21 protein-coding genes, 1 other RNA gene and 1 riboswitch are annotated in these 21,086 nt (G+C 37.8%); of the genes, 11 read left to right on the top strand and 11 right to left on the bottom strand.

Translation table 11 applies throughout. The annotated features are described in order from the left end of the window. Positions 1-2 precede the first annotated feature (2 nt). Positions 3-596, bottom strand: a complete 594-nt coding sequence (locus HNQ41_RS00545; RefSeq protein ID WP_184662460.1) for a xanthine phosphoribosyltransferase — start codon at positions 594-596, stop codon at positions 3-5. A 146-nt stretch (positions 597-742) separates the two neighbouring features. Continuing rightward, positions 743-844: riboswitch (purine riboswitch) on the bottom strand. Between the two features lie 431 nt (positions 845-1,275). Between HNQ41_RS00545 and HNQ41_RS16900 the strand changes: the two genes are divergently transcribed. Continuing rightward, complete coding sequence (locus HNQ41_RS16900; protein ID WP_425506939.1) at positions 1,276-1,860, top strand: CBO0543 family protein; 585 nt, start codon at positions 1,276-1,278, stop codon at positions 1,858-1,860. An 84-nt stretch (positions 1,861-1,944) separates the two neighbouring features. Beyond that, entirely contained in the window at positions 1,945-2,124 is a 180-nt protein-coding gene (locus tag HNQ41_RS00535; RefSeq protein WP_184662458.1) for a small acid-soluble spore protein H, read from the top strand. 79 nt (positions 2,125-2,203) lie between these two features. Here the strand turns inward: HNQ41_RS00535 and HNQ41_RS00530 are convergent, their stop codons facing one another. The 3 genes from HNQ41_RS00530 to HNQ41_RS00520 all read right to left on the bottom strand — a co-directional run bounded on the left by HNQ41_RS00530 (position 2,204) and on the right by HNQ41_RS00520 (position 4,178). Next, positions 2,204-2,386, bottom strand: a complete 183-nt coding sequence (locus HNQ41_RS00530) for a hypothetical protein (protein ID WP_184662457.1) — start codon at positions 2,384-2,386, stop codon at positions 2,204-2,206. Next, positions 2,383-2,811: a thiol-disulfide oxidoreductase DCC family protein gene (locus HNQ41_RS00525; protein WP_184662456.1), complete on the bottom strand. Its 429-nt coding sequence runs from the start codon at positions 2,809-2,811 to the stop codon at positions 2,383-2,385. The genes HNQ41_RS00530 and HNQ41_RS00525 overlap by 4 nt, the downstream gene beginning before the upstream one ends. Before the next feature lie 149 nt (positions 2,812-2,960). Then, on the bottom strand, positions 2,961-4,178 hold the full coding sequence (locus HNQ41_RS00520) for an MFS transporter (RefSeq protein ID WP_184662455.1): 1,218 nt from the start codon (positions 4,176-4,178) through the stop codon (positions 2,961-2,963). A gap of 458 nt (positions 4,179-4,636) precedes the next feature. On the opposite strand from HNQ41_RS00520, the gene HNQ41_RS00515 reads away from it, so the two are divergent. Then, positions 4,637-7,315: a cation-transporting P-type ATPase gene (locus HNQ41_RS00515; RefSeq protein WP_184662454.1), complete on the top strand. Its 2,679-nt coding sequence runs from the start codon at positions 4,637-4,639 to the stop codon at positions 7,313-7,315. 60 nt (positions 7,316-7,375) lie between these two features. Here the strand turns inward: HNQ41_RS00515 and HNQ41_RS00510 are convergent, their stop codons facing one another. Both HNQ41_RS00510 and HNQ41_RS00505 read right to left on the bottom strand, forming a co-directional pair. Continuing rightward, positions 7,376-7,549: a hypothetical protein gene (locus HNQ41_RS00510; protein WP_184662453.1), complete on the bottom strand. Its 174-nt coding sequence runs from the start codon at positions 7,547-7,549 to the stop codon at positions 7,376-7,378. A gap of 452 nt (positions 7,550-8,001) precedes the next feature. Further along, positions 8,002-8,811: a helix-turn-helix domain-containing protein gene (locus HNQ41_RS00505; protein ID WP_221301798.1), complete on the bottom strand. Its 810-nt coding sequence runs from the start codon at positions 8,809-8,811 to the stop codon at positions 8,002-8,004. 366 nt (positions 8,812-9,177) lie between these two features. Here HNQ41_RS00505 and sda point away from each other — a divergent pair, with 366 nt between their 5' ends. Further along, positions 9,178-9,342 carry a sporulation histidine kinase inhibitor Sda gene (gene sda / locus HNQ41_RS16725; RefSeq protein WP_184662452.1) on the top strand — a complete coding sequence of 55 codons (165 nt, stop codon included), beginning with the start codon at positions 9,178-9,180 and terminating at the stop codon, positions 9,340-9,342. Between the two features lie 72 nt (positions 9,343-9,414). Here sda and HNQ41_RS00495 read toward each other — a convergent pair whose 3' ends face one another. The 4 genes from HNQ41_RS00495 to HNQ41_RS00480 form a co-directional block, all read right to left on the bottom strand. Then, entirely contained in the window at positions 9,415-9,942 is a 528-nt protein-coding gene (locus tag HNQ41_RS00495) for a cupin domain-containing protein (protein WP_184662451.1), read from the bottom strand. A gap of 179 nt (positions 9,943-10,121) precedes the next feature. Further along, positions 10,122-10,409: a hypothetical protein gene (locus HNQ41_RS00490; protein WP_184662450.1), complete on the bottom strand. Its 288-nt coding sequence runs from the start codon at positions 10,407-10,409 to the stop codon at positions 10,122-10,124. A 273-nt stretch (positions 10,410-10,682) separates the two neighbouring features. Next, positions 10,683-12,350, bottom strand: coding sequence for a hypothetical protein (locus HNQ41_RS00485; protein WP_184662449.1), 1,668 nt, complete (start codon positions 12,348-12,350; stop codon positions 10,683-10,685). Positions 12,351-12,704: 354 nt separating this feature from the next. Continuing rightward, positions 12,705-13,889, bottom strand: coding sequence for a DUF4317 domain-containing protein (locus HNQ41_RS00480; RefSeq protein ID WP_184662448.1), 1,185 nt, complete (start codon positions 13,887-13,889; stop codon positions 12,705-12,707). Positions 13,890-14,326: 437 nt separating this feature from the next. Here HNQ41_RS00480 and HNQ41_RS00475 point away from each other — a divergent pair, with 437 nt between their 5' ends. The 4 genes from HNQ41_RS00475 (at position 14,327) to HNQ41_RS00460 (ending at position 17,924) form a co-directional block, all read left to right on the top strand. Continuing rightward, entirely contained in the window at positions 14,327-14,827 is a 501-nt protein-coding gene (locus HNQ41_RS00475; protein ID WP_184662447.1) for a DUF1097 domain-containing protein, read from the top strand. A 75-nt stretch (positions 14,828-14,902) separates the two neighbouring features. After that, complete coding sequence (locus HNQ41_RS00470) at positions 14,903-16,117, top strand: FAD-dependent oxidoreductase (RefSeq protein ID WP_184662446.1); 1,215 nt, start codon at positions 14,903-14,905, stop codon at positions 16,115-16,117. Positions 16,118-16,129: 12 nt separating this feature from the next. Next, a complete protein-coding gene (gene preA / locus HNQ41_RS00465) occupies positions 16,130-17,392 on the top strand; it encodes an NAD-dependent dihydropyrimidine dehydrogenase subunit PreA (RefSeq protein ID WP_184662445.1) in 1,263 nt (420 codons plus the stop codon). A gap of 448 nt (positions 17,393-17,840) precedes the next feature. Then, the gene (locus HNQ41_RS00460; RefSeq protein ID WP_184662763.1) at positions 17,841-17,924 is read left to right on the top strand and encodes a YjcZ family sporulation protein; all 84 of its coding nucleotides are present in this window, start codon (positions 17,841-17,843) and stop codon (positions 17,922-17,924) included. A gap of 502 nt (positions 17,925-18,426) precedes the next feature. On the opposite strand, the gene rnpB is transcribed toward HNQ41_RS00460, so the two are convergent. Beyond that, positions 18,427-18,823: RNase P RNA component class B (rnpB, locus tag HNQ41_RS00455), an RNA gene on the bottom strand. Positions 18,824-18,982: 159 nt separating this feature from the next. On the opposite strand from rnpB, the gene HNQ41_RS00450 reads away from it, so the two are divergent. The 3 genes from HNQ41_RS00450 to HNQ41_RS00445 all read left to right on the top strand — a co-directional run bounded on the left by HNQ41_RS00450 (position 18,983) and on the right by HNQ41_RS00445 (position 21,062). After that, positions 18,983-19,129 carry a hypothetical protein gene (locus tag HNQ41_RS00450; protein ID WP_184662444.1) on the top strand — a complete coding sequence of 49 codons (147 nt, stop codon included), beginning with the start codon at positions 18,983-18,985 and terminating at the stop codon, positions 19,127-19,129. 804 nt (positions 19,130-19,933) lie between these two features. Then, positions 19,934-20,512, top strand: a complete 579-nt coding sequence (locus HNQ41_RS16895) for a CBO0543 family protein (protein WP_425506934.1) — start codon at positions 19,934-19,936, stop codon at positions 20,510-20,512. A gap of 70 nt (positions 20,513-20,582) precedes the next feature. After that, positions 20,583-21,062: a CBO0543 family protein gene (locus HNQ41_RS00445; RefSeq protein WP_184662443.1), complete on the top strand. Its 480-nt coding sequence runs from the start codon at positions 20,583-20,585 to the stop codon at positions 21,060-21,062. The last annotated feature ends 24 nt before the right edge of the window (positions 21,063-21,086 follow it).

The following is a 21,086-nucleotide window of genomic DNA, read 5'->3' as shown; positions in this document are numbered from 1 at the left end:
TTCTACTGTGAGGTCTGTTCTTTTTCTGTATAAAACGTGACTTTTCCGTCACTTAAAGAAGCAATTCTTGCAAGGGATTCAATTTTGTACCCTTCTTGTTCTAATATTTCACGTCCCGGCTGGAAAGTCTTTTCAATCACAATACCAATGCCAGCAATAGAAGCACCGGATTGTTTGATGATATCGATCAAGCCTAAGGCTGCTTGCCCGTTTGCTAAAAAGTCATCAATGATTAATACGCGGTCTGTCGGTTGTAAAAATTCCTTTGAGACAGAGATTTCGCTTGCTTGTTGTTTCGTAAAAGAATAGACTTCTGCTGAATATAAATCATCACGCATTGTGAGAGACTTACGTTTGCGGGCAAACACAAGCTCTGACTGCAATTGCAAGGAAGTCGTTAAAGCTGGCGCTATCCCCGATGATTCGATGGTTAAAATTTTTGTAACCCCTTCTTCTTGAAAACGTTCAGCAAATGTTTCACCGATTTTTGTCATTAAGTTCGGATCAATCGCATGATTTAAAAAGCTATCTACTTTTAATACGCCATCGGAAAGGACAGCACCGCGCTGTAGTATTTCATCTTTTAGTGTTTTCATATTTTTCTCTCCCCTAATTTGAATGTTTTAAATAAAAAAAGCCCGAGACGTTCGTTCAACAAAGAGTGAACGATCATCTCGAGCTAAAATGCTATCTTATGAATATAGACACACATCTCCCTATAAAGAAAAGATATGTCAGATTCATTAAGAGATCCTTCACTCGTAGTCAAACAATTTACGGTTGTTTGGTAGAAACGCGTGAGCCTTATTCTCACATTTATACGAGTGCTTTTTTTGAATGTAGAATAGATTATAACATATCATTTCAGAGGCACAAGGTTTTTCCGTATATAATTTCAAAAAAATCATTTATCATTCGGATTCTGCGGAAAATTTTGTTAAAAAGAACAAAAGAAATCAGATTAATCAAAATATGGGGAGTGTGACATTTTACCAAGAAGTAACAACAACTTTCATCCTAATGATGAAGTGAAACTCGCTGAGTTAGCTGTAACAAGCTTTCGTCTTGCTCAAAAAGCGAATGAAATCGGCATATAATCTTGGCGTGCAAAAGCCATGTTGGAGGTCATTCTCTAACATGACTTTTATTAGTGAATAAGAATCAACCTTACCATGTAAGGTGTTTTTAGTTGAAAGGCGAGAAGTGTCGAGTGTGAAAATACATATTCTGTAATTGGGTAATCAATAATAAGGAAAGGTGGATGTGAAGGAGGAAATGGTCATGAAACATAAGCATATATACATAATTCTTGGCGTCATTCTTTTTAATGTAATAAGGGGCGATATTAAGAATTTCCCTAAATTTTACAAAAACTTAGTTTATGTTTGTTTTATAAATGTGCTTTATTATGTGGTATGTAGGAGACACTTACTGTGGGAATTTATGCCTCTTTCGTCTGATTGGCGGCTCATAAGAGTGGGGTATGTATTGGTCGTTACACCGTTGATTGTTCTTTCCTTTTTATCTCGATGTCCTAGGTTACTATGGCCACGTATACTTTACATTGTAAGGTGGGTGCTAGCTGCCTCAGCTATTGAAAATTTTTTTCATAAACAGAAGGTCATTCAATATAAACATGGGTGGAATATATGGTGGTCAGCGCTCGTATATTTAAAGATCTTTTTGTATAGTTATTTTATCAAGAAAAAACCTCTTATAATTTGTTTTCTCACATTTTGTTCGATGGTCTTTTTTATCGTGAAATTTAAGATTCCTATAAATAAAAACCACACGTTTTCGCGCAAATTCAATCGGTCGGTTGATTTTTTTTATCATTCATTTTTAGAAGATGTATTTTGATAACATACATATTTTTCCGTGAACAGGGCAAAGTAATTGTGTAATGTTTTCACTAATTAAACAGGTTTACAGGAGGTAATCTCTATGGATGCACAACGCGCACAAGAAATTGTTTCTACCCAAGACATGATCAATGTGGTGTACAATGGTGACAAAGTATTTATTGAACATGTAGACGAAAGTGAAGGGAAAGCGACCGTTCATCCGCTTGATAACCCAGAACAAAAACAAAGTGTATCTGTCAATGATTTAAAAGAACAGTAATCCGAGATCATGAAAAAACACCGCTCTAGGGCGGTGTTTTTAGTCACAGGAGAAAGTCGATCGAGGATATTCGAAACTGTCAAAACGTATCTTTTCTTACGCTTTGCCAAGCACGAATGTTTAGAATAATAGCGTACACTCCAATCAGAATGAAGAATGCTTGCATAAGGTAAAAATCATGGCCAATCCAATAATTGTTGAACAACAAAAATGAAATCACGATAAAAATGATGACGGCGATATTTCGAATATATGGGTTCATTGTCGTCTCCTTTGTTGGTAGGATTTATCAGATGATAAAAATCGTTTTCGTACTTCTGGTGACGGCACAGAACATTGCTCTTTTTTTCCGAACCACCTATAGCGATTCTTGGCAATCATCTCATACACAAAGTCACGGACGGGTCTTGGAATGATGAACAAACCATAAAAAAGCTTCCATAAACCGGATAAATGTTTACATATATGAAGAGCAGCGCTTGACTTGATATAACAATGCTTATCGTCAATGAGGACGAGACTATCGATATGTGCAGGAGCGTGATACGTTCTTAAAAGTTCCTGGCCGATGTCACTTTGAAGAGAGGCGAACTTAAATACAGCTTTTTTGTCACGTTTGAAAATAAAATGAACGCTGCGGTCGCAAAAATGACATTCACCATCGAATAAAATGATTTTGTTGCTCATAGATCACCCTCCGTGACGTGATTCTCTTCCCATCATAACATATGATTGACCTTGTTTTAGATATCGTGAAACGTATAATGAAGTTGATTGGCGAGCTCTCCAATCATGTAAAAGACCCAACAGTTTAAAAGCGAACAGTTGGGTCTTTTCTAATCGAGCTGCCGAAAACCTTTGCTTTTCCAAACGAGTAGAAAGCTCAGCAATAGGCCAAAAACACCAGATAAAGCCAAGACGGTTTGGATTGGCAAATCCATCGCCACAAGAATTGAAATGAGCCCAAATGCGATCGGCTCAAAGCCACTTGCAGCTAATGTAATAAGACTCATTACCCTCCCGAGCTTATCTTTATCTGTCTTTTCCTGAACCATCGTGACGGTTGGTAAGTAGACAAACATCCCCACGAACCCTGTCAACCCGGCTAATAATACGAGAACGGGTAATGTTTCAAATTGACTAAACATGATGAACAAGACAAAACTGATTAAAAGTGAAGTGAATACAAGCTTTCCTCGCTGCTTTTGCACATTCCAAATGACGATCAAAATACTTGCTAAAAATGTCCCAACTGACAACCCGCCTTCAAATAAACTTAGTTCGAAGGGCGTTCCGCCAAGTGCTTCGACGAGAATTGGAAAACTGATGAGGATCGGTCCTAGCAAAAATAAATTCACAATCACAATAGATAGCGTACCTGTCCTGTGTATCTGCGATTGTCTCACATAACGAAGGCCTACTTTGAGGTCTTTGAGTGCACTTTGTTGATCTTCTGTTCTATCAGGCTTCGGGTCATTGATGAGCGGTGGAAATACAAAAACTGCTGATAAAAAGATTAAGAAGGCTGAAGCCGAAAAGGTGAGTGTAAAGTCGCCAATCGTTAAAAGAATACCTGCAATGAGTGGTCCGATGATAAACATTAATTCTGTTGAACCTTGAAATAAAGAATTTGCCCGCTGTAATTGATCTTCTCGGACAATGATTGGGATCATCGATGATACAGCAGGGAAGAAGAATGCATCTAAAAATCCAAAAATTAAGGCAATCACGATTAATGAAGTCATGTTGAGCCAGCCATTTAGAAACAAAATAATCAATGCAACCATAATCCCTACTTGCATCAAGTTCGTTACAAACATGATGAGAGACTTTCTTACTTTGTCAGCTAAAACCCCGCCATAGATCATCATGATAACCCTTGGAATGGACATTGACATGAGAACGATACCTAGTACGGCTTGTTGTTTTAATACATCCACAATAAACCAAGATACAGATAAAAAGAACATTGAAAAGCCGAGCATCACACAAAGGCCGGCGACCCAAACGAAAAGAAACGAACGGTTTCTTAATAGCGAACCTTCAGAAAACATCAATAAAACTCCTTATGTATGTTTACAAACGATGGTTTTACGCATGACCATCTCTTATCTAGCTTTAAAACAGCAAGGCTATTATATACCAAGATGATAGCGTGAGAAAACAAAGTGATAGCTAACGTGAAATTTTTAACATTATTTTGAAAACTCTTTGAATTTCCACCTTTTTCTTGAAATATCAATTATAATTTAATTAAATCTTTTTGTTTCACTCGAATTCGAGCGCTTCCATTTTAAACATTCAAAGGTTTATCCCCGATGTTTAAGTGAAACAAAACTCACCACTAACGATCATGACAGCCTTTCATCATGAAATCACTTGTCTCTCAAAATTTCACATCAAAGTCATTATTTTCACGTCAGCAATCACAGCCCTAAATCAACATAAAATTTGCCAGTAACTTCACGTTTCCACACCTAGAAAAGGTGGGCACATGAAAGAGGGGAAGCTCATGGAAGAGAAAAAGTGGTACCATATTGAAGCAGATGACGCGATACGCCATTTTCAAACCAACAAAAAAACAGGTTTAACAAAGGAAGAAGCCGAGGGGCGCTTAGAAAAATACGGTACGAATGAGCTACCGGAAGGAGAAAAAGAGCCTAAGTGGAAGAAATTCATTCGTCATTTTCACGATGTGCTCATCTATATTCTTCTCATTGCAGCCATGATTACGATTTTTTTAGGCCACTACCTCGATACAACGATCATTCTGCTCGTTGTGATTATTAATGCGACCATCGGCTACATTCAAGAAAGTAAAGCAGAAAAAGCATTAGATGGGATTAAAAAACTTTTGTCATCAAAGGCGAATGTCGTTCGCGATGGCAAGCGGATGGAGATCCAGGCTAAGGACGTTGTCCCAGGGGATATCGTTGTTTTAAGTCCTGGTGATAAAATCCCAGCCGATATTCGTCTGTTTCGAGCGGATAACTTAAAAGCAGAAGAGTCCCCGTTAACAGGAGAATCTGTTCCAGTAGAAAAAGGCGTGGCTGTTTTGGATGAAGATACCGTTTTAGGGGATCGAACCAATATGGTGTTTTCAGGGACGACAATTGCATCAGGTTCTGGCTTAGGGGTAGTCATATCTACAGGATCCTATACGGAAATTGGAAAAATTAATACGTCTTTAGCAGAAGTCGAAGAAATCAAAACCCCATTGTTACAACAAACAGCGAAGTTTGGCAAAATGATTTCTGTATTTATTTTAGTCGCGACGGTCTTGTTGTTTATCTTTGGTTATTTTATCCATGACTATGCGACAGCAGAATTGTTACTCGCTGTGATCGGAATGGCTGTGGCGGCGATACCAGAAGGATTACCGGCGATTCTATCGATTATTCTTGCCTTAGGTGTGCAAACGATGGCAAGAAACAAAGCGATCGTTCGGAACTTGCCATCTGTAGAAACGCTAGGTGCGGTCTCTGTGATTTGTTCCGATAAGACAGGAACGTTAACGAAAAATGAAATGACAGTTACCTCAGTTATTTTACCTGATAGAGAATTGAAAGTTACGGGGGTTGGTTATGCCCCTTATGGTGAGATTCAAGATGGAGAGGAAGAAATAGATATTAAAACGGATGACACATTAGAAGATTTTTTAACATGTGTCAAAACCGTCAATGAAGCAAGTTTAGAGCAAACCGAAGATGGGGAGTGGGTAACGGCTGGGGAGCCGACGGAAAGTTGTCTGTTAACGCTTGCTGAAAAAGCGAATCAACCCATCCCACGCTTAGAAGGAATGGCTACGATTCCATTTGATTCTTCATATAAATATATGGCTTCGTTAGTAGAAAAAGATGATGGGGAAAAGGTGATTTACGTAAAAGGTGCCCCAGACCGCCTTTTCGATATGGTTGGTTTAAAGGCAGGTTCAGAAGAACGGAGCGTTTGGGAAGAGGTCATGTCAAAGCATGCGAAAATGGGGCGGCGAATCATTGGTGCAGCAATGAAAAAGGTTCCTCAAGAGCAGACAAATGTTAACCATGAAGATGTCGCATCAGGAATGACCTTGCTTGGTTTAGCTGGTATCATTGATCCTCCTCGAGAAGAGGCGATCTACGCTGTAGAGGAATGTAAAAAAGCAGGCGTAACCGTTAAGATGATTACTGGTGACCACAAAGATACTGCTGTAGCCATCGGTAAGGAAATGGGTATAGGAGATGAAAATAGCGGTCACGTACAAGCGATTGAAGGTCGAGACCTTGATGATATGACGGAAGAAGAATTCCACGCAGCAGCGAAGTCGTGTGATATTTTTGCTCGGACAAGCCCGGAAAATAAATTACAGCTCGTGCAAGCATTACAAGAAGAAGGCCATATTTGTGCGATGACAGGAGATGGTGTCAATGACGCGCCTGCATTAAAACGTGCAGATATCGGTGTTGCGATGGGCATAAAAGGAACGGAAGTATCAAAGGATGCTTCAGAAATGGTTCTTGTCGATGATAATTTCAAAACGATTGTCAACGCCGTCCGAGAAGGAAGACGGGTGTACGATAATTTAAAGAAGACGATCCTATTTATTTTACCGACGAATGGAACAGAATCTTTTATCATCTTCGCGAGCATTTTATTTGGTGCGATGATGCCGCTCACGCCAGTGCAAATTCTTTGGATAAATATGGTTACCGCTGTGACGATATCACTTGCGATTGCCTTTGAGAAAATAGAACAAGGGACGATGGAGCGCCCGCCACGTGAACCAGATGAGAAGTTATTAAGCGGTTATTATATCTTTCGGATCGCCTTTGTTTCTTTAATAGCTGGTGGTGGCATTTTGACGATGAATGCTGATTTGATACAAAGTGGTTATGATCAAGCGGTTGTCAACACGGTTACATTACAAGCTTTAGTCATGGTTCAATTGTTCCACTTATTTAACTGTAGAAACGAACGAAATTTCGTTTTCAATAAAGACTTTTTTTCAAATAAAATCGCCTTTTTAGTTTCCGCTCTTCTCATTCTCATTCAATTAGGCGTCACGTACATCCCGTTTATGAACACAGCCTTAGGTACAGTGCCAATCGATGCCGAATATTGGGTGTTCCCGATTGTTATCGGATTCGCTGTTTTTGTGATCGTTGAAATTGAAAAGTGGATCACGAGGAAAGTAGTGAAGTTGAAGGTGTGAATTCCATTAACGGGTATATTTAAGGTGCAGTACATTTATACTGCACCTTTCTGAATACATTCAGTATTCATCATAGATTTCATCCGCGTTCTTGAAGCGAATGTCCTCAGAATTCACCTTTCTTAATTGATCACTTCGATCTTCACGCCCACCTGGCAATTTTCCTTCTGGAGTCATATCTTGATTATCTTTAAATACGGTTTTCTGTTGTTTCTTTTGATGATCGTTAGCCATCATTTCACTCCCTAGATTCGTTTGTGATTGATTATTATGTCTTGATGAGCAATTAGAAATGCATAATCATCATTTAAGTGAGGAGATATATGGGAATATTTCCTGAATTTGAAGGGTTATGCGATGGATGAACAGGTGGGGTGTTTGGATAGCTGACAAAGGGCCCTGGTTGAGCATGGAAATGATTAGGCTCGATGTGATAAAATCCCGGACCATAACCATGGTTTGGGTAGGCATAGGTTGGGGGAGGATAGTGTCCCCAATAATGATAATACCAATGTTGATACATACGAGATCACCTCTTTTGAATTTCCTCTAATGTATCGTATGCAGTGTTTTGGAAAAGGACAAATTAACATGCTTTCGGTCGTAAAAATCCTCCAATGTCTTTTTCATTGAAGGATTTAAAAATTCGTGCTATGGCTCATTGATATAAAGGGGGATACCCTTGTTTACATATTATCTTGAATGAACAGGGAAGGGAAAATAATTGAATGGTTATTAGCGCTATACAATGGTGAAGAGACGATTTCAAAATCAGTCATTATATATGGGTATAACCTCATCATCGTGATGTTAGCTTTCGCTGAAATCATCGACGCATTGTATGAACGTAAAAGAAATACATTTTCAAAGTTTGCTAATTGTTTCTGATTTAAATGGTTTTCCAAGGTGCGAAGCCAATCATTTTCATTAAACTTTTGTTCATTTATCCATATACGAACGGCTTGGAATTGCCTTTGGAGGTTAAGGAATGTCTCAACGGTCCGTTTATGGTTGTTATTTATAATTTGTTGCCTACTTATTATATGAATATAATTTTTCTTATAATGTTTATTTTCAGAAAAAAGAGATTCAAGCTGCTTATGAATATGATGTATGTTGTTATCATCATCAATAATTAAACAATGGATTTCTTTTTCGACGGCAGTTATAAGAAAAGAAATCACATTTTGAAGATAGCTTTCTGGATGATTATATAGGTATACGATACTGCTGTTCTCAATTGCTTTAAAACTTGCGCAAATGGAATAATTCAGATCATCTTCCGGTGTACGGGCATGAAAATGATCTTGAAAGAACATGAATGGGTCAAAACCCAGTACCTGTGAAATATTAATAGCTACATCGAGACTAGGAGTACGCTTTCCTGTTTCGATCTGTGAATAATAAGCTCTATTAATATACGCAGCTGCGGCAACTTCTTCTTGTGTCATTTTTTTCGATTTTCGGAGTTCAATCAACCAATTTTTATGCAGCAAAACTAACCTCCGTTCCTTGACCTTAAAGTATCATTTACTTGTCCTAAAAAGGTATATAAAAATTAAAACATAATTCAATGGATATGGGATGCGGTAAATACTACCTTTTCTAGGGTAATAATGTTTCTAATATCCCGAATAGCATTTTATCAAATTTTATCATCCCTCAATGTGGCTTTTAGCCACTATGATGTTTTCTTTATTATCGATAAAATTTATTGTGAGTGAAAACTGTAGTAGTGCAGTCGCCCCTACAACCCAAGAAATAGGCACATAGTGGAGCAAGGAGGAAGGCAGGATGTTATCCTTAAAGAAGACAAGCACGTATCCTAAGAAGAACATGGATGATAGAAAGGTCAGTAAATCATGAATCTTCTAACTGATGAAGCATTGATAGAGGCATATAAAAAATCAATTGAATTAAATTTGGATTTGGATTTTCTAACAATATTGGAAAATGAAATCCGAAGCAGGAAAATAGATGTTTCACAGTTGTCTGTGATTACTGATCATACGGAAAATAACATGTAAGGAGATAGGACGGTGCTGTTTCTTGAGGAAAAGAAACATAAGCACCGTCCTATTTTAAGTTAAGCGGCGTGTTTAATAATGATGATGTTCTTCGGAAGCCATAGCAATGTCTTTTGTTTCATGAACTGTTCCGTATGGATGCTCGGGTGGGGCGTAAATCGAGTACAGTTTAATTGGGACATTTCCTGTATTTGTGAGATTGTGCCATTTTCCAGCAGGGATGAAGATTGCATAATCAGCAAAGGCTTCTTGTTGAAAGTTTAAATGAGATGGGCTGTCACCCATTTGAACGATCCCCTGGCCTTGTTCAATGCGGATGAATTGATCCAAGTTTGGATGAGCTTCTAATCCGATATCTTCGCCAACGCCGATACTCATTAACGTTAATTGTAAATGCTGTCCTGTCCATAAAGCGGTGCGAAAAGTATTGTTCTGCTTTGTAACTTCCTCAATATCAACGACAAAAGGTTGAGAACCATAGTCTTTGATCATATTGTGTTCGTAATGATGACCCCAATGGTGATGAGGCCAATAAGGGAGTTGCCAGTGATGATACATTGGCTGATATCCGTGATGATAAAAGTGTGGATGACCGTACATATTTAGTCTCCTCTCTTGATACTTTCCTCTTATCCTATGTGAATTGTCTAATAGTGGGGTAGTCAAATGACGAAAATAGGCAAGAGTTTAAAGAAGAGGAGGTTTGACAGCACCTTTTCATGTGATGAACTTCGCTATTAGCTTGGGATTGCACAAGCTTTTTTATCGACTTATTTAAATCACCTTTTATTTTTCGTGAATCCAATATCATAAAGAATAAGCTGCAGTGTTGTAAAAAGAATGCTAGGTAAAGCAAAAAATAATATAATAAAAAAGGAAGTTCCACTTATAATTTGTGCTGTTCTCAAGCTTTGTACAGTTCCTTCGATAATAAATGGTAGCATTATAGCTAAAGTGACACTAAATGTAAATCTTGAACCTTTTTTCTCTTTTTCTGCTTTGTCTGCTGCACTAAAACTTGCAAAACTTATTATTAGTAAAATAATCATCAACAAATATAAAAACATAAAATTCTCCTTTAATAATTCCCTGCTACAAATGCAATTAATGTTAATGTCTAATATATTTTTATTTTAACATAAATATCCAAAACCTTCTTATTAGCAGTTCAATTCACATGGAAAATCACGAGATGGATATATTTATTTCCAACCATGAATAGGGGTGTTAATTTTTATGATAGTTTTCGACTATATGGTGATAAAATTTAATATTGCATTAAAAAAACGCATGTGATTTCCAGTGTGAAAATCAATGCGTTTTTCTAACATTTACAGACCTTATTCTTGTTCTTCCAACGTCAAGTTCGTAAATTCTTGAATAGATATATTTTGTTCTTCTGTATCAATATAGTTGATTTCTAATTGATCACCCGGTTCGATGAAGGTTGCCATCGTTGATTCGCTAGAGGTAATTGTGAAAATGCGGTCGTCATCTTCGAAAAGGAGACGAATTACTTGACCATCTTCACCTTCTGTAATACTGACTCGAAGCACAGTTTTTGTCTCAACGACTTCATTGGCGACATCTGTTGGAATATCCGCATCACTTTGTAAGTCGGTCGCTAGCATATACTGATATTCATCAAAGGCTTCCCGTCTCGTGTCTCCGTAGACGACATTGCCGCTGTCGGCGTGGACGAGTGCCAGTTTTCTATAGTTATCATTTCGGTCGACAACGGGAACAACCCATGTATATTCTTCATAAATCGAATATAAAACAGGTTGCGTACCAACCCAATTTTCTCGTTCAAACGTTCTGTCGACGAGGCTGCGGGAGGCTTCACCATTTAAAATCCCACTTGCACCTTCATAATAAGTCATTTCACCCGTTCTGGCATTGATCATTGAAAAACCAACCATCGTGTTTCCTTCACCTGTTGGCCTTTCGTGGTCAACAAACCAGTGCATATCTAAATCTTCATTGAACACACCGATTAATTCTTCTCTTCTCGGTTCATGAACGCCTTCACGTCCTAAGAAACGGTTCAAAAACCCATTTTTGTACCAACCGAACCATTGGTTGTAGTTATAGCTAATTGATTCGGCGATCCCTTGGTCAATAAAGGCTGGCATTTCACCTAAAGCGTAGTCTTCCATTTCCCCTGTGACAGCATCAACAACAATGACACCTTCGGCTTTTGCTCCATGACGGAAATGTTGATAATTCGCATAAGAATACACGTAATAAGGATGGCCATCTTCATCGGGCTCAAATGACGTACCAATTAAAATCTCTTCTGGATACGACCTTCTGACATGTCGTTTTAAATTCTCACCAAAGAATGCTGAAGGAACAACCGTCATTTCATAGTCATCGACAAGCTCCGCCTGGTCGTTCGGGTCTTCTGCACTCACAGCGATATAACCTGGCACACTGTCTGTTCTGATCCAACGGAAAAAGTCGGAGTACTCAATCGGTGTCACCCAAAATAGTTCATCGTCAATTTTTTGAATCGAAGACTCACCTAAGCTATAAAATGCATAGTTATCAAGACTACCAAAGACAACTTCTGATTGATATCTCGCGTATTCATAAGGAACGACGCGAATGTTTTCTTCGTTAATAGGTTCTAACTGTTCTTGAGAGACTTCTGCTTCCGGGATTTCGTTTCTTTCGCTAGCTGTAAATATCGGATTGATAAACGTGAAATAACCCGCAGCTAAAATCAAGATAACGCCCATTCCTGAAAGGATGTTTAACTCCATATTTGTTCGCTTTTTTCTAAAGGAAGAAATAAAGAAGTTTAAAGCAACAACGACGGCATACCATGCAAACGCGGCATCAAGTGTCACATCGATGAGGAAAATATAAAATACGACAAATGTGTAAATCGCTCCAATGATTAAACGGAGAACTTGCTCCTTGTAAAATAAAGCATTTCTTTCGTAAATCCAGGCCAGCGGATTAACATTTAGAAATAATAATGGTAATAAATACATCAACAAGTTTATCATCTTCCTTATTTTAAAATTTTCAATGATTGTATGAAGCATTTTCTTGATCACACAGCGTTCATTTTAGCACGTATTCCTTTAATAGTGGCGGAAATGTGTAAATTTCCACTGTTTTGTTCGCTCTGGACATTGTCTGTCTGAACCCTAAAAATGACGTGTTTGGTTGAAATAACGGAACGTATGTCCGCGAGCTCGAACCCTGACTAGCTCAAAGATCGTGTGGTCGAAGTTGCTGTGGTACGAATTTCTCCTGTGAACGAAAACAACCTTTTAGAAAAGGCCATGTTAAGGCGGTACCATAAACATGGCCTTGGTCATCATTGAAGCGGGAAGTATGATGGTGTGTTATTCATTACGTTCGCTACCGTCTAAAGCTTCAGGGATCATCGTGAAACCGTCAATGACGGTGTCTTCTTCTACTTCAATCATTAAATAACGTTTACCGCTGAAATTGATCTGCTTCACGTAGCTTAAATCTTGCGGGCTAATCGATATGTTCGCTACTTTCGTTTCGATCTTGATCGACTTTGAAGTATATTTAGGGACGACGTTGCTGGCTTTAATTTCATAATTCTCATCATCTATAACTTTTTTGAAAGCTGTTTCTACCTTTTCTGTATCAACGTCTTGAATCCCGCTATGAAGTAAAACTTTTTCTACATCTTTGTAGTCTAATTTTGGTGCATCTTCTTCTTCATTTTCTTCGACAACGCGGTTAATCTCTTCATAAACATTGGAGAGTTTGGATGTATTGAGTTGATCTCCTGTCACATCTTTGACGATTTCTTCAAAGACGAGTTTATCATCCGCTGCCGTCATCGTGTCTTCACCGTTTAACACTTCTTCAATGAAGTGATAATCAAGCTCATATGCTTTTCCAGATGAATAGAGAATATGGTTCACGTCAGATGCATTGTCGGTGATTGTAGGAAACAGGAAGCCGCCAACCGGAGCGTTCAGGTTAATAATTGGGTCGACCACAACATTGTATTTGAATTCTTTTTCTACATAGTCAAAAAGCAATTCCTTCTTAGGGTCGAGGGTTTTGTTGATGCTACATAAAATAAAAGGGTGAGAATAAACGGTATCCCGTTCGCTTTCCTCAGATTCAACATTTCGCTTTTTCATCGCTTTTTTATAATCTCCCCGAATGAACGTAACGACAATATCCATCTCATATTGTCGATCTTTCAGCATCTTTTCGACGAGCAGAAGCATTTGATTTTTCCATTCTTCCACATCGTTACTCAATAAACCTTGATGCAAAATGAGCTGGCTGTTATTTTCTGCATCGCGCTGAAACTTTAATTCAAATAACTTTTCATCTATTTGACCAGAGAGGGTCTTTTTAAAGGTATTCATAAATAATTCTTGTTGATCTTCTTCGAGCATTTCAAAAGGTTGGCTTTGATAATGGTAAATCTCACTTGATTCTTTCAGAATATACACATTAAAAATGTCCTGGATGGTTAGTAGGTCATTATTTACTTTGAATTGTTTTCGAATATCGGCAATGTCTTTTTTGTTCATATGTATTTTCACTCCTAAGTTCATCTAATTTGCCATATACAAGAAAGGATTTTTCCTTTTGCACTAGAAAGTCGTTAGCATATGTTTCATATTCGAATGTCTCATTATATCATATCAAAGGCAACATCTTCTTCGGCTTTATCTTATGATTTAAGTATTCGAGGTTTATCACAATTTTTATTAGAATGGAATATCAAGCTAGTATTATAAATGTTTTTTCAACAAAGTACTAAATAAATCTGAATGGAAATTCTTTTTGTAAAATTATTCAATTATCAAATGTAATTACCATTGTATCTACGTTAAGAAAACTTTGTGAAATAGTGAACAAAGTTATTTACCATTCATTTACACACATTTAAAATAAAGTTATGAAATCGTACATATTTTCACATCTATTTATGATTTCATGCTCATTATTTCACAAGGAGGTAAAGATGGGTCTTGTCTTAGCTACAGGGTTATTATGTGGAATTTGGACTTTTATTGCACCGCTCGTAGGGATGTTTTCATGGGCTGGTTTTGCCGGATGTACAACCTTTTTTTCAATTGGTACAGGGGGCGGAAGAGCGATGGGAAAAGCGATGCTTTGCAATACGACAGGCGTTGCGTGCGGGATGATGATACTAGGCTTGGCAGCTACTGTAAATATTCCAAATGAGGTAGCCGTTTTTAGTGGGGTCGTCACCTGTCTTATGTGTTTGCTAGGTAAAGTGTGGCCGATTGATTACACGCCCGGAATATTTATGGGATGTTTTACTACATTTGCTGCAAACGGCCAGTGGGTTGTTTTGACAGTTTCTTTGTTAAGTGGCGCGGTACTCGGTTTTTTATGTGCTGAACTCGGTAAAAAATTTTCAAGCTGGTATCAAAAAGTTGTACCGGAAAATGTCGCTGGAGTAACTCACGAAGAATGGAAAAGTTCAATAAAAAAATAGTGCAGTCATTTCTCATTATTTGTAAAGTATTCACATCTGACCACTTATTTTAATAAAAGTAGGAGGGATTATTTTATGGACCGAAACCAAACGCTGGTATACGAACCAGTAGAAATCGAAGCATTTGATTTTCGTAGAGCAATGGAAGAAGCATCACGGTGTTTACTTTGTGAAGATGCACCATGTAGTACGGCATGTCCTTCTGATACCGATCCTGAAAAATTTATCCGTAGCATCCGTTTTAAAAACGTAAATGGCGCTGCAGAAACGATCCGTGAAAGCAATATACTGGGAGCGAGCTGTGCACTGATTTGCCCTCAAGAGAAACTTTGCGAGCAGGCTTGCAACCGTTGTGGCATTGATGAGCCAATCCAAATTGGGAAACTACAACAGTTTGCTATGGAGTATGAAAGAAAACTAGATAAAACTTATCTGTCTAAAACAGATACATACATTGATAAACACGTAGCTTGTATCGGAGCGGGTCCAGCAAGCCTTGCTTGTGCGGCAGAGCTTGCCAAAGAAGGCGTGGAAGTAACCATTTTTGATGAAAATGAAAAACCAGGCGGTATGTTACGCTATGAAATTCCACCATATCGCCTGCCGGATGTTGTCATAGAACAAGATATTAGACAGTTAGAAAAGCTCGGTGTCAAATTTGAACTTAATCATAAAGTAACTATAGATGAAAAAGAACAAATGAAAAACGAATATGACGCCGTTTTTGTAGGTGCTGGCACATGGGAGGCGAAAAAGATAGACATTCCAGGCATCAATCTAGAAGGTGTTGTCAATGCGCTTGACTTTTTGGAACAAGCGAAAGTGAGTAATGGCAAGTCGCCTTCCCTAGGTCGTGTTGTGATTGTCGGCGGTGGAGATGTAGGGATGGACTGTGCATCTACTTGTAAACATTTAGGTGCTGATTCTATTTATGATGTATTCATGGAAACTTTAAAAGACGCGCCTGCGACAGAAAAAGAAAAGGTTGAGAGTTTTAAAATAGGTGTTCCGCTGATTTCTGAATTTAAACCGGTAGAAATCATCGGAGACGAAAAAGTTGAAAAAGTTAAATTTGAGCATATCACGAATGGGTCAACCATGGAAATGGTCGCAGATACCGTCATTATGGCAGTCGGACAAAAAACGCGGCAAGATGCGCAATATTGGAATCAAAGATCAGATATCTTTACAGGTGGAGATATGGTCAATGGTGGAGATACGGTCGTTCAAGCTGTAAAGGAAGGAAAGGAAGCTGCCACAAAAATCATCAATACAACTTTCAAAAACTAGGAGGCGACTGACATGAAAAAAGATTTATCTATCGATTTTTTAGGTGTACATTGTGAAAATCCGTTCTTTTTGTCATCCTCCCCTGTGTGTAACAACGCAGAACAGATTGCTAAGGCATTCGATGCAGGGTGGGCCGGTATCTTTTATAAAACGGTAGGCATCGAAGGGATGAATGAATGTTCGCCACGATTTGATGTTCTATCTGATGACCCTTCATCATGGTCTGGTTTTAAAAATATGGAACAGATTTCTGAAATGTCATTGGAACAGAATGTGGAAGAAATTAAGAAACTGAAAGAAAATTATCCGAATAAAGTGCTCGGTATAAGTATCATGGGATCGACTGAAGAGGAATGGAGAACATTGGCTAAGGCCGTCACAGAGGCGGGAGCCGACCTTATTGAGCTAAACTTTTCTTGTCCGCAAATGACGAGTCATGATATGGGGTCTGATGTTGGACAAAACCCACAACTAGTGAGTGATTATACTAGAGCGGTTGTCGAGAGCACACATGTTCCAGTGATCGCTAAAATGACACCAAATGTTGCTGAGATGTCTGATACTGCAATCGCTGCAGCGAACAGCGGCGCGAAAAGTGTTTCTGCGATCAATACGATCAAGAGTATTACGAATATTGATATAGATAATATGACAGGGAAACCAGTTGTTAACGGAAAATCATCCGTGTCAGGTTATTCCGGAAACGCAGCAAAACCGATTGCCTTGCGGTTTATTACAGAGTTAGCTCAATGCGAAGACTTAAAAGACGTCGAGCTTAGCGGGATTGGAGGCATTGAAACTTGGCAGGATGCGTTAGAATTTATGCTGCTCGGCTGCCGAAATGTTCAAGTGACCACTTCAGTTATGCAATATGGTTATCGCATTGTAGAAGACTTAATCAGCGGGCTCAGTCATTTTATGGAGGAGCGAGGTGTAGATCATTTAGACGAAATCGTCGGCAAGGCAGTAAACAACATTATTCCGTCAGAAGAACTGGACCGGTCATTTATGATTATTCCAAAAGTGGATGAAGACAAATGTGTCGGTTGTGCAAGGTGTTACATTTCTTGTTATGATGGTTCTCACCAAGCAATAGAATGGGATAACAAAACGAGAACGCCAAAAATTCTAGAGGATAAATGCGTTGGCTGTCACCTTTGTATTAATGTGTGTCCAGTTACCGATTGTATCACACCAGGAGATATCGTCTTTAAAGATGGGCAATCTAACAGTAGATCAGAGAAAGAGATTGCGCAACAATTGGTATATCTCTAAAGAGAGCATATTATTTTGTGGTTACAGGCTCTCGGGTAATGTATAGATGCTTGAATGAAAGTGGAAAACAATTACCTCAAACTCTTTAGAGTTTCTTTTAGAGGCTCTCATGATGAATATAAGGGGATAGGCGAGCGTTCTTGATTAATATCAGGAGCGCTTTTTTCCGTGTATTTTTGTCGGAGAGGAGTGTGTAATGTAAAAATAAACTCAGGTGCGCAAGATCTCTTATGAAATCAGTCAAATTTATTCCCGTAGACATGTTCCTTCCCCCTGCGAATATCCAATGCGCTATGTAAATTTGTCTTATCCATCTCAAAAGCAATTGGATCATTTAAAATAGTTATCTATTGGAATATACTCGTCCAAGCAGAATTGGTAATTGTAGAATACATTATTAATAAGTGGAGAGAACTCCACACAAAATCACGCAAAGGGGGACGAGAAAATGTCTCATTATGGAACTACGGGCTTTGCCTTGATTTTGGTCCTGTTCATCCTCTTAGTGATCATTGGAACAGCATATGTTTAATCGCACGAAAAAAAGGCCTCTTCTTGAGGCCTTTTGTCTTAACTTTTTCCGTCTTCTCCTGGACGCGGTTGATTTTTTAAGGAGATCGGATAGTAAAATGTGTAATAACGAGACATATATGAAGTGGTGATGAGGACATGAGATCCGTTATTTGAGGGGAAATGGTGGATTTTTTGTGTTTCTCAGACATCAGGTCCGTTAGAAAATGAACGAAAAAGGCCTGTTTTTAGCGATTAACGGAATTTATGGACCTAGAAATAACCAAAATAGCTAAAATGATAGAAATAGCGGAATAGATGTCCGAGAAAACAACGATATTGGCTTTCCAGCTGACTGCCAATACAACTTCGGAGATGGAATGAACGTGAGTTTCATCAAAAAAGACAATAAAAGGGTTACCTTCACTATTTTGAAGGTAACCCTTACGTTATTAGAAATAAAAAAAGTGAACGATGATGTTCACCTTTGCAAATACGATATTGTGTTTCATCAGTTCATAACATTCGATAAGCCATGTTTTGTACCGTTGTACTAATAGGTTGATGAAACCTCGTACTCAGGTGGTAATCATCTATCTACGGAATCTAAATTCCGTCTTTCTCTCCGTTTTATTCCTTTGAGAAAGTTCCCCTACCTAATTTGGGTTTCTCGCTCGTGGGGTTTACCGCGTTCCACTCTATCCATTTCTAGATAGACTTCGTCACTGTGGCACTTTCAAGAGTACTCAGTCTTATACACAAGGAAACCCATGTACTTAGACATTTTCTCTGCCGTCAATTCCGTTCAACCGAAATTGCCTTGGCTTATGGCTTCGCCAAGCACGAACACTACGGGCATCTCAGCCCGTGCGAGCATGGACTTTCCTCAACATCAACATGATGCAGCGATTACCTGAATGCTATGTAAAACATTATAACCCTTAAAACCACCTTCATCAATGAGTGGTTTCGACCAATAGAGTTAAATGATTCCAATTCCATTCTACTATAGGTCTTTTTGTTGCTAGACATTCAGTCAGATGTGTTAAATTAGTGATAAATCATGTTGGAGGGATGCAAATGAAAATTTTCATTACGCTACTTTTACTTGCAGCGATCATTATGGCTTTTGTAGGTGTAAAAAAACAAAATCGGCAAATGACAAGCATTTCTGCAGTAGCAAGTGTTGGACTGCTCGTATTATATTTTATCTTATTTCAATTTTGAGCCTAAAAGAAATCTAAAAGTAACTTATATTCAGCCATTTGTATAGAGGTATTAATCATAACAGAATGCAAAGGAGCCATTATGGCTCCTTTATTAATGTTGGACGGATTGTGTCAGTTTAAGTATCCATTCTTTTATATCGACACTCTTAAATATTCAGGTTTCGTATCAATACCACACACGATCATTGGTTGGAATGAGAAGCCATAATTTCTTTGTGCATCAATATTTCATAAGACCAACACTTCCTTACGCGTTAATGTGACGAGCTCTGTTCTTCCAGTCGTTTTTTTGCTGGTATATCAATACTGTACGAGCCATAAGAAAAATGTTATTTGTTTATGCTTGTTTTAAGTGCCGTGTTTGCATTTAGTTTTGCAAGCGTCGAAAAGCAGTTAGTTTTAGCGGGGATTCCACAAAGGAATGAACCAATTTTACTTATTTTTGATTGATGTTGTGATCGCACTTTTCGCTTATTGGGTTACCATATAGCTTCGAAAAATTAGAAAAAAAGCAAAATCATGATAGTTCGTCGCTTCAATCATTAGCATATGAAGATCAAGTTGTCATAACTGAAAAAGGAGAAGGGTACTGTGTTCTTTTGATCATTAGTAGAGGAAAACATGAAACAAAAGAAAAATAGTTATGAATCAAACGAAAACGTTTCTGTAACAGGAACGTTTTTTGTATGTCAAAAAATCAACAGCTATAGTGAAAAACGGGAGGTTACGAACCTAGAAATACATATTTTGTGAAAATCTCCAAATAGTAAAGTTGTGTTGAGTTCGAAGGAGGATCGTACTGATGAAACAAAAACATTTAGCTTTAATATTGAGTTTATTATTACTAAATATATTGAGGGGATCTTGGCGGGATATTCCTAAGTATTACAAGAATTTAACTTATGTGATTTTTGTTAATATTCTTTATTATTTAGTGTGCAGAAGGCATCTCCTTTGGGAATTCCCATCCTTAGGAGTCAATAGGCTGGTTTTACGGGTGGCTTATGTGATTTTTGTTACACCATCAATCGTGCTTGCGTTTTTGTCGAAGTTTCCTAAGTCACCCTTTCGTCAAATCTTGTATATAAGTAAATGGGTTATCGTATCCAGCATGATCGAATACTTTTTACATAAAAGGAAGTTGATCCAGTATAAACATGGGTGGAATATTTATTGGTCAGGGTTAGTGTACTTAAAGATGTTTGTCTATAGTTCAATATTTCATAAAAAACCATTGATCGTTTGGCTCCTCACATTTTGTTCCTTGATCTATTTTATCGTGACATTTCAAATCCCGGTCTTTTCGAAACATACATTTTCCCGTAAATTCGATCGCATTATTGACTATTTTTATCATTCATTTTTAGAAGATGTATTTTAATGATTTAAATGTGAATGGATACATATCATTGTTGAATTAGGAAATCGTATCGATAGTAAGGAGGTTTTGTATGTTTTGGAACAAAGATAGAAAAATTGAAGCATCAATTATAGGTGGAATGGTTTTAATTTTAATGTTATTTATCCCTAAAAGAAAAATACGTGAAGCACAAGTAGCATTTTTATTTAAACAAGTTATTACGTGGCTTTGGGGGTTAATTGTGGTTGAGAAAGGTTTGATTGAGTATCCGAATCGACTTTTTTTTCAAAAAGCTAATAAAGCAAGTTTTACATTTGAGTACTTTATATATCCCGGATTTTGTGTATTATTTAACATTTATTATCCTGAAAAGAGAAGTCAAATCATTAAATCATTGTACAATCTTTTCTGGACTTCTCTCATTACCCTTCCTGAAGTTTACGCAGTAAAATATACGAATTTAATTAAGTATAAAAAATGGACATGGTATTGGAGCTTTATCACGATCTTTATTACGAACGCAATATCACGCTGGTATTATAAGTGGTTTTTTCAACAAAGTACTAAATAAATAGAGAAATGAAGCGTTTCGATA

This window comes from Texcoconibacillus texcoconensis (genome assembly GCF_014202575.1).
In the GTDB taxonomy this organism is placed as follows: domain Bacteria; phylum Bacillota; class Bacilli; order Bacillales; family Salisediminibacteriaceae; genus Texcoconibacillus; species Texcoconibacillus texcoconensis.
The sequence above is the reverse complement of the archived record's forward strand: the minus strand, read 5'-3'. Positions and strand labels throughout refer to the sequence as shown.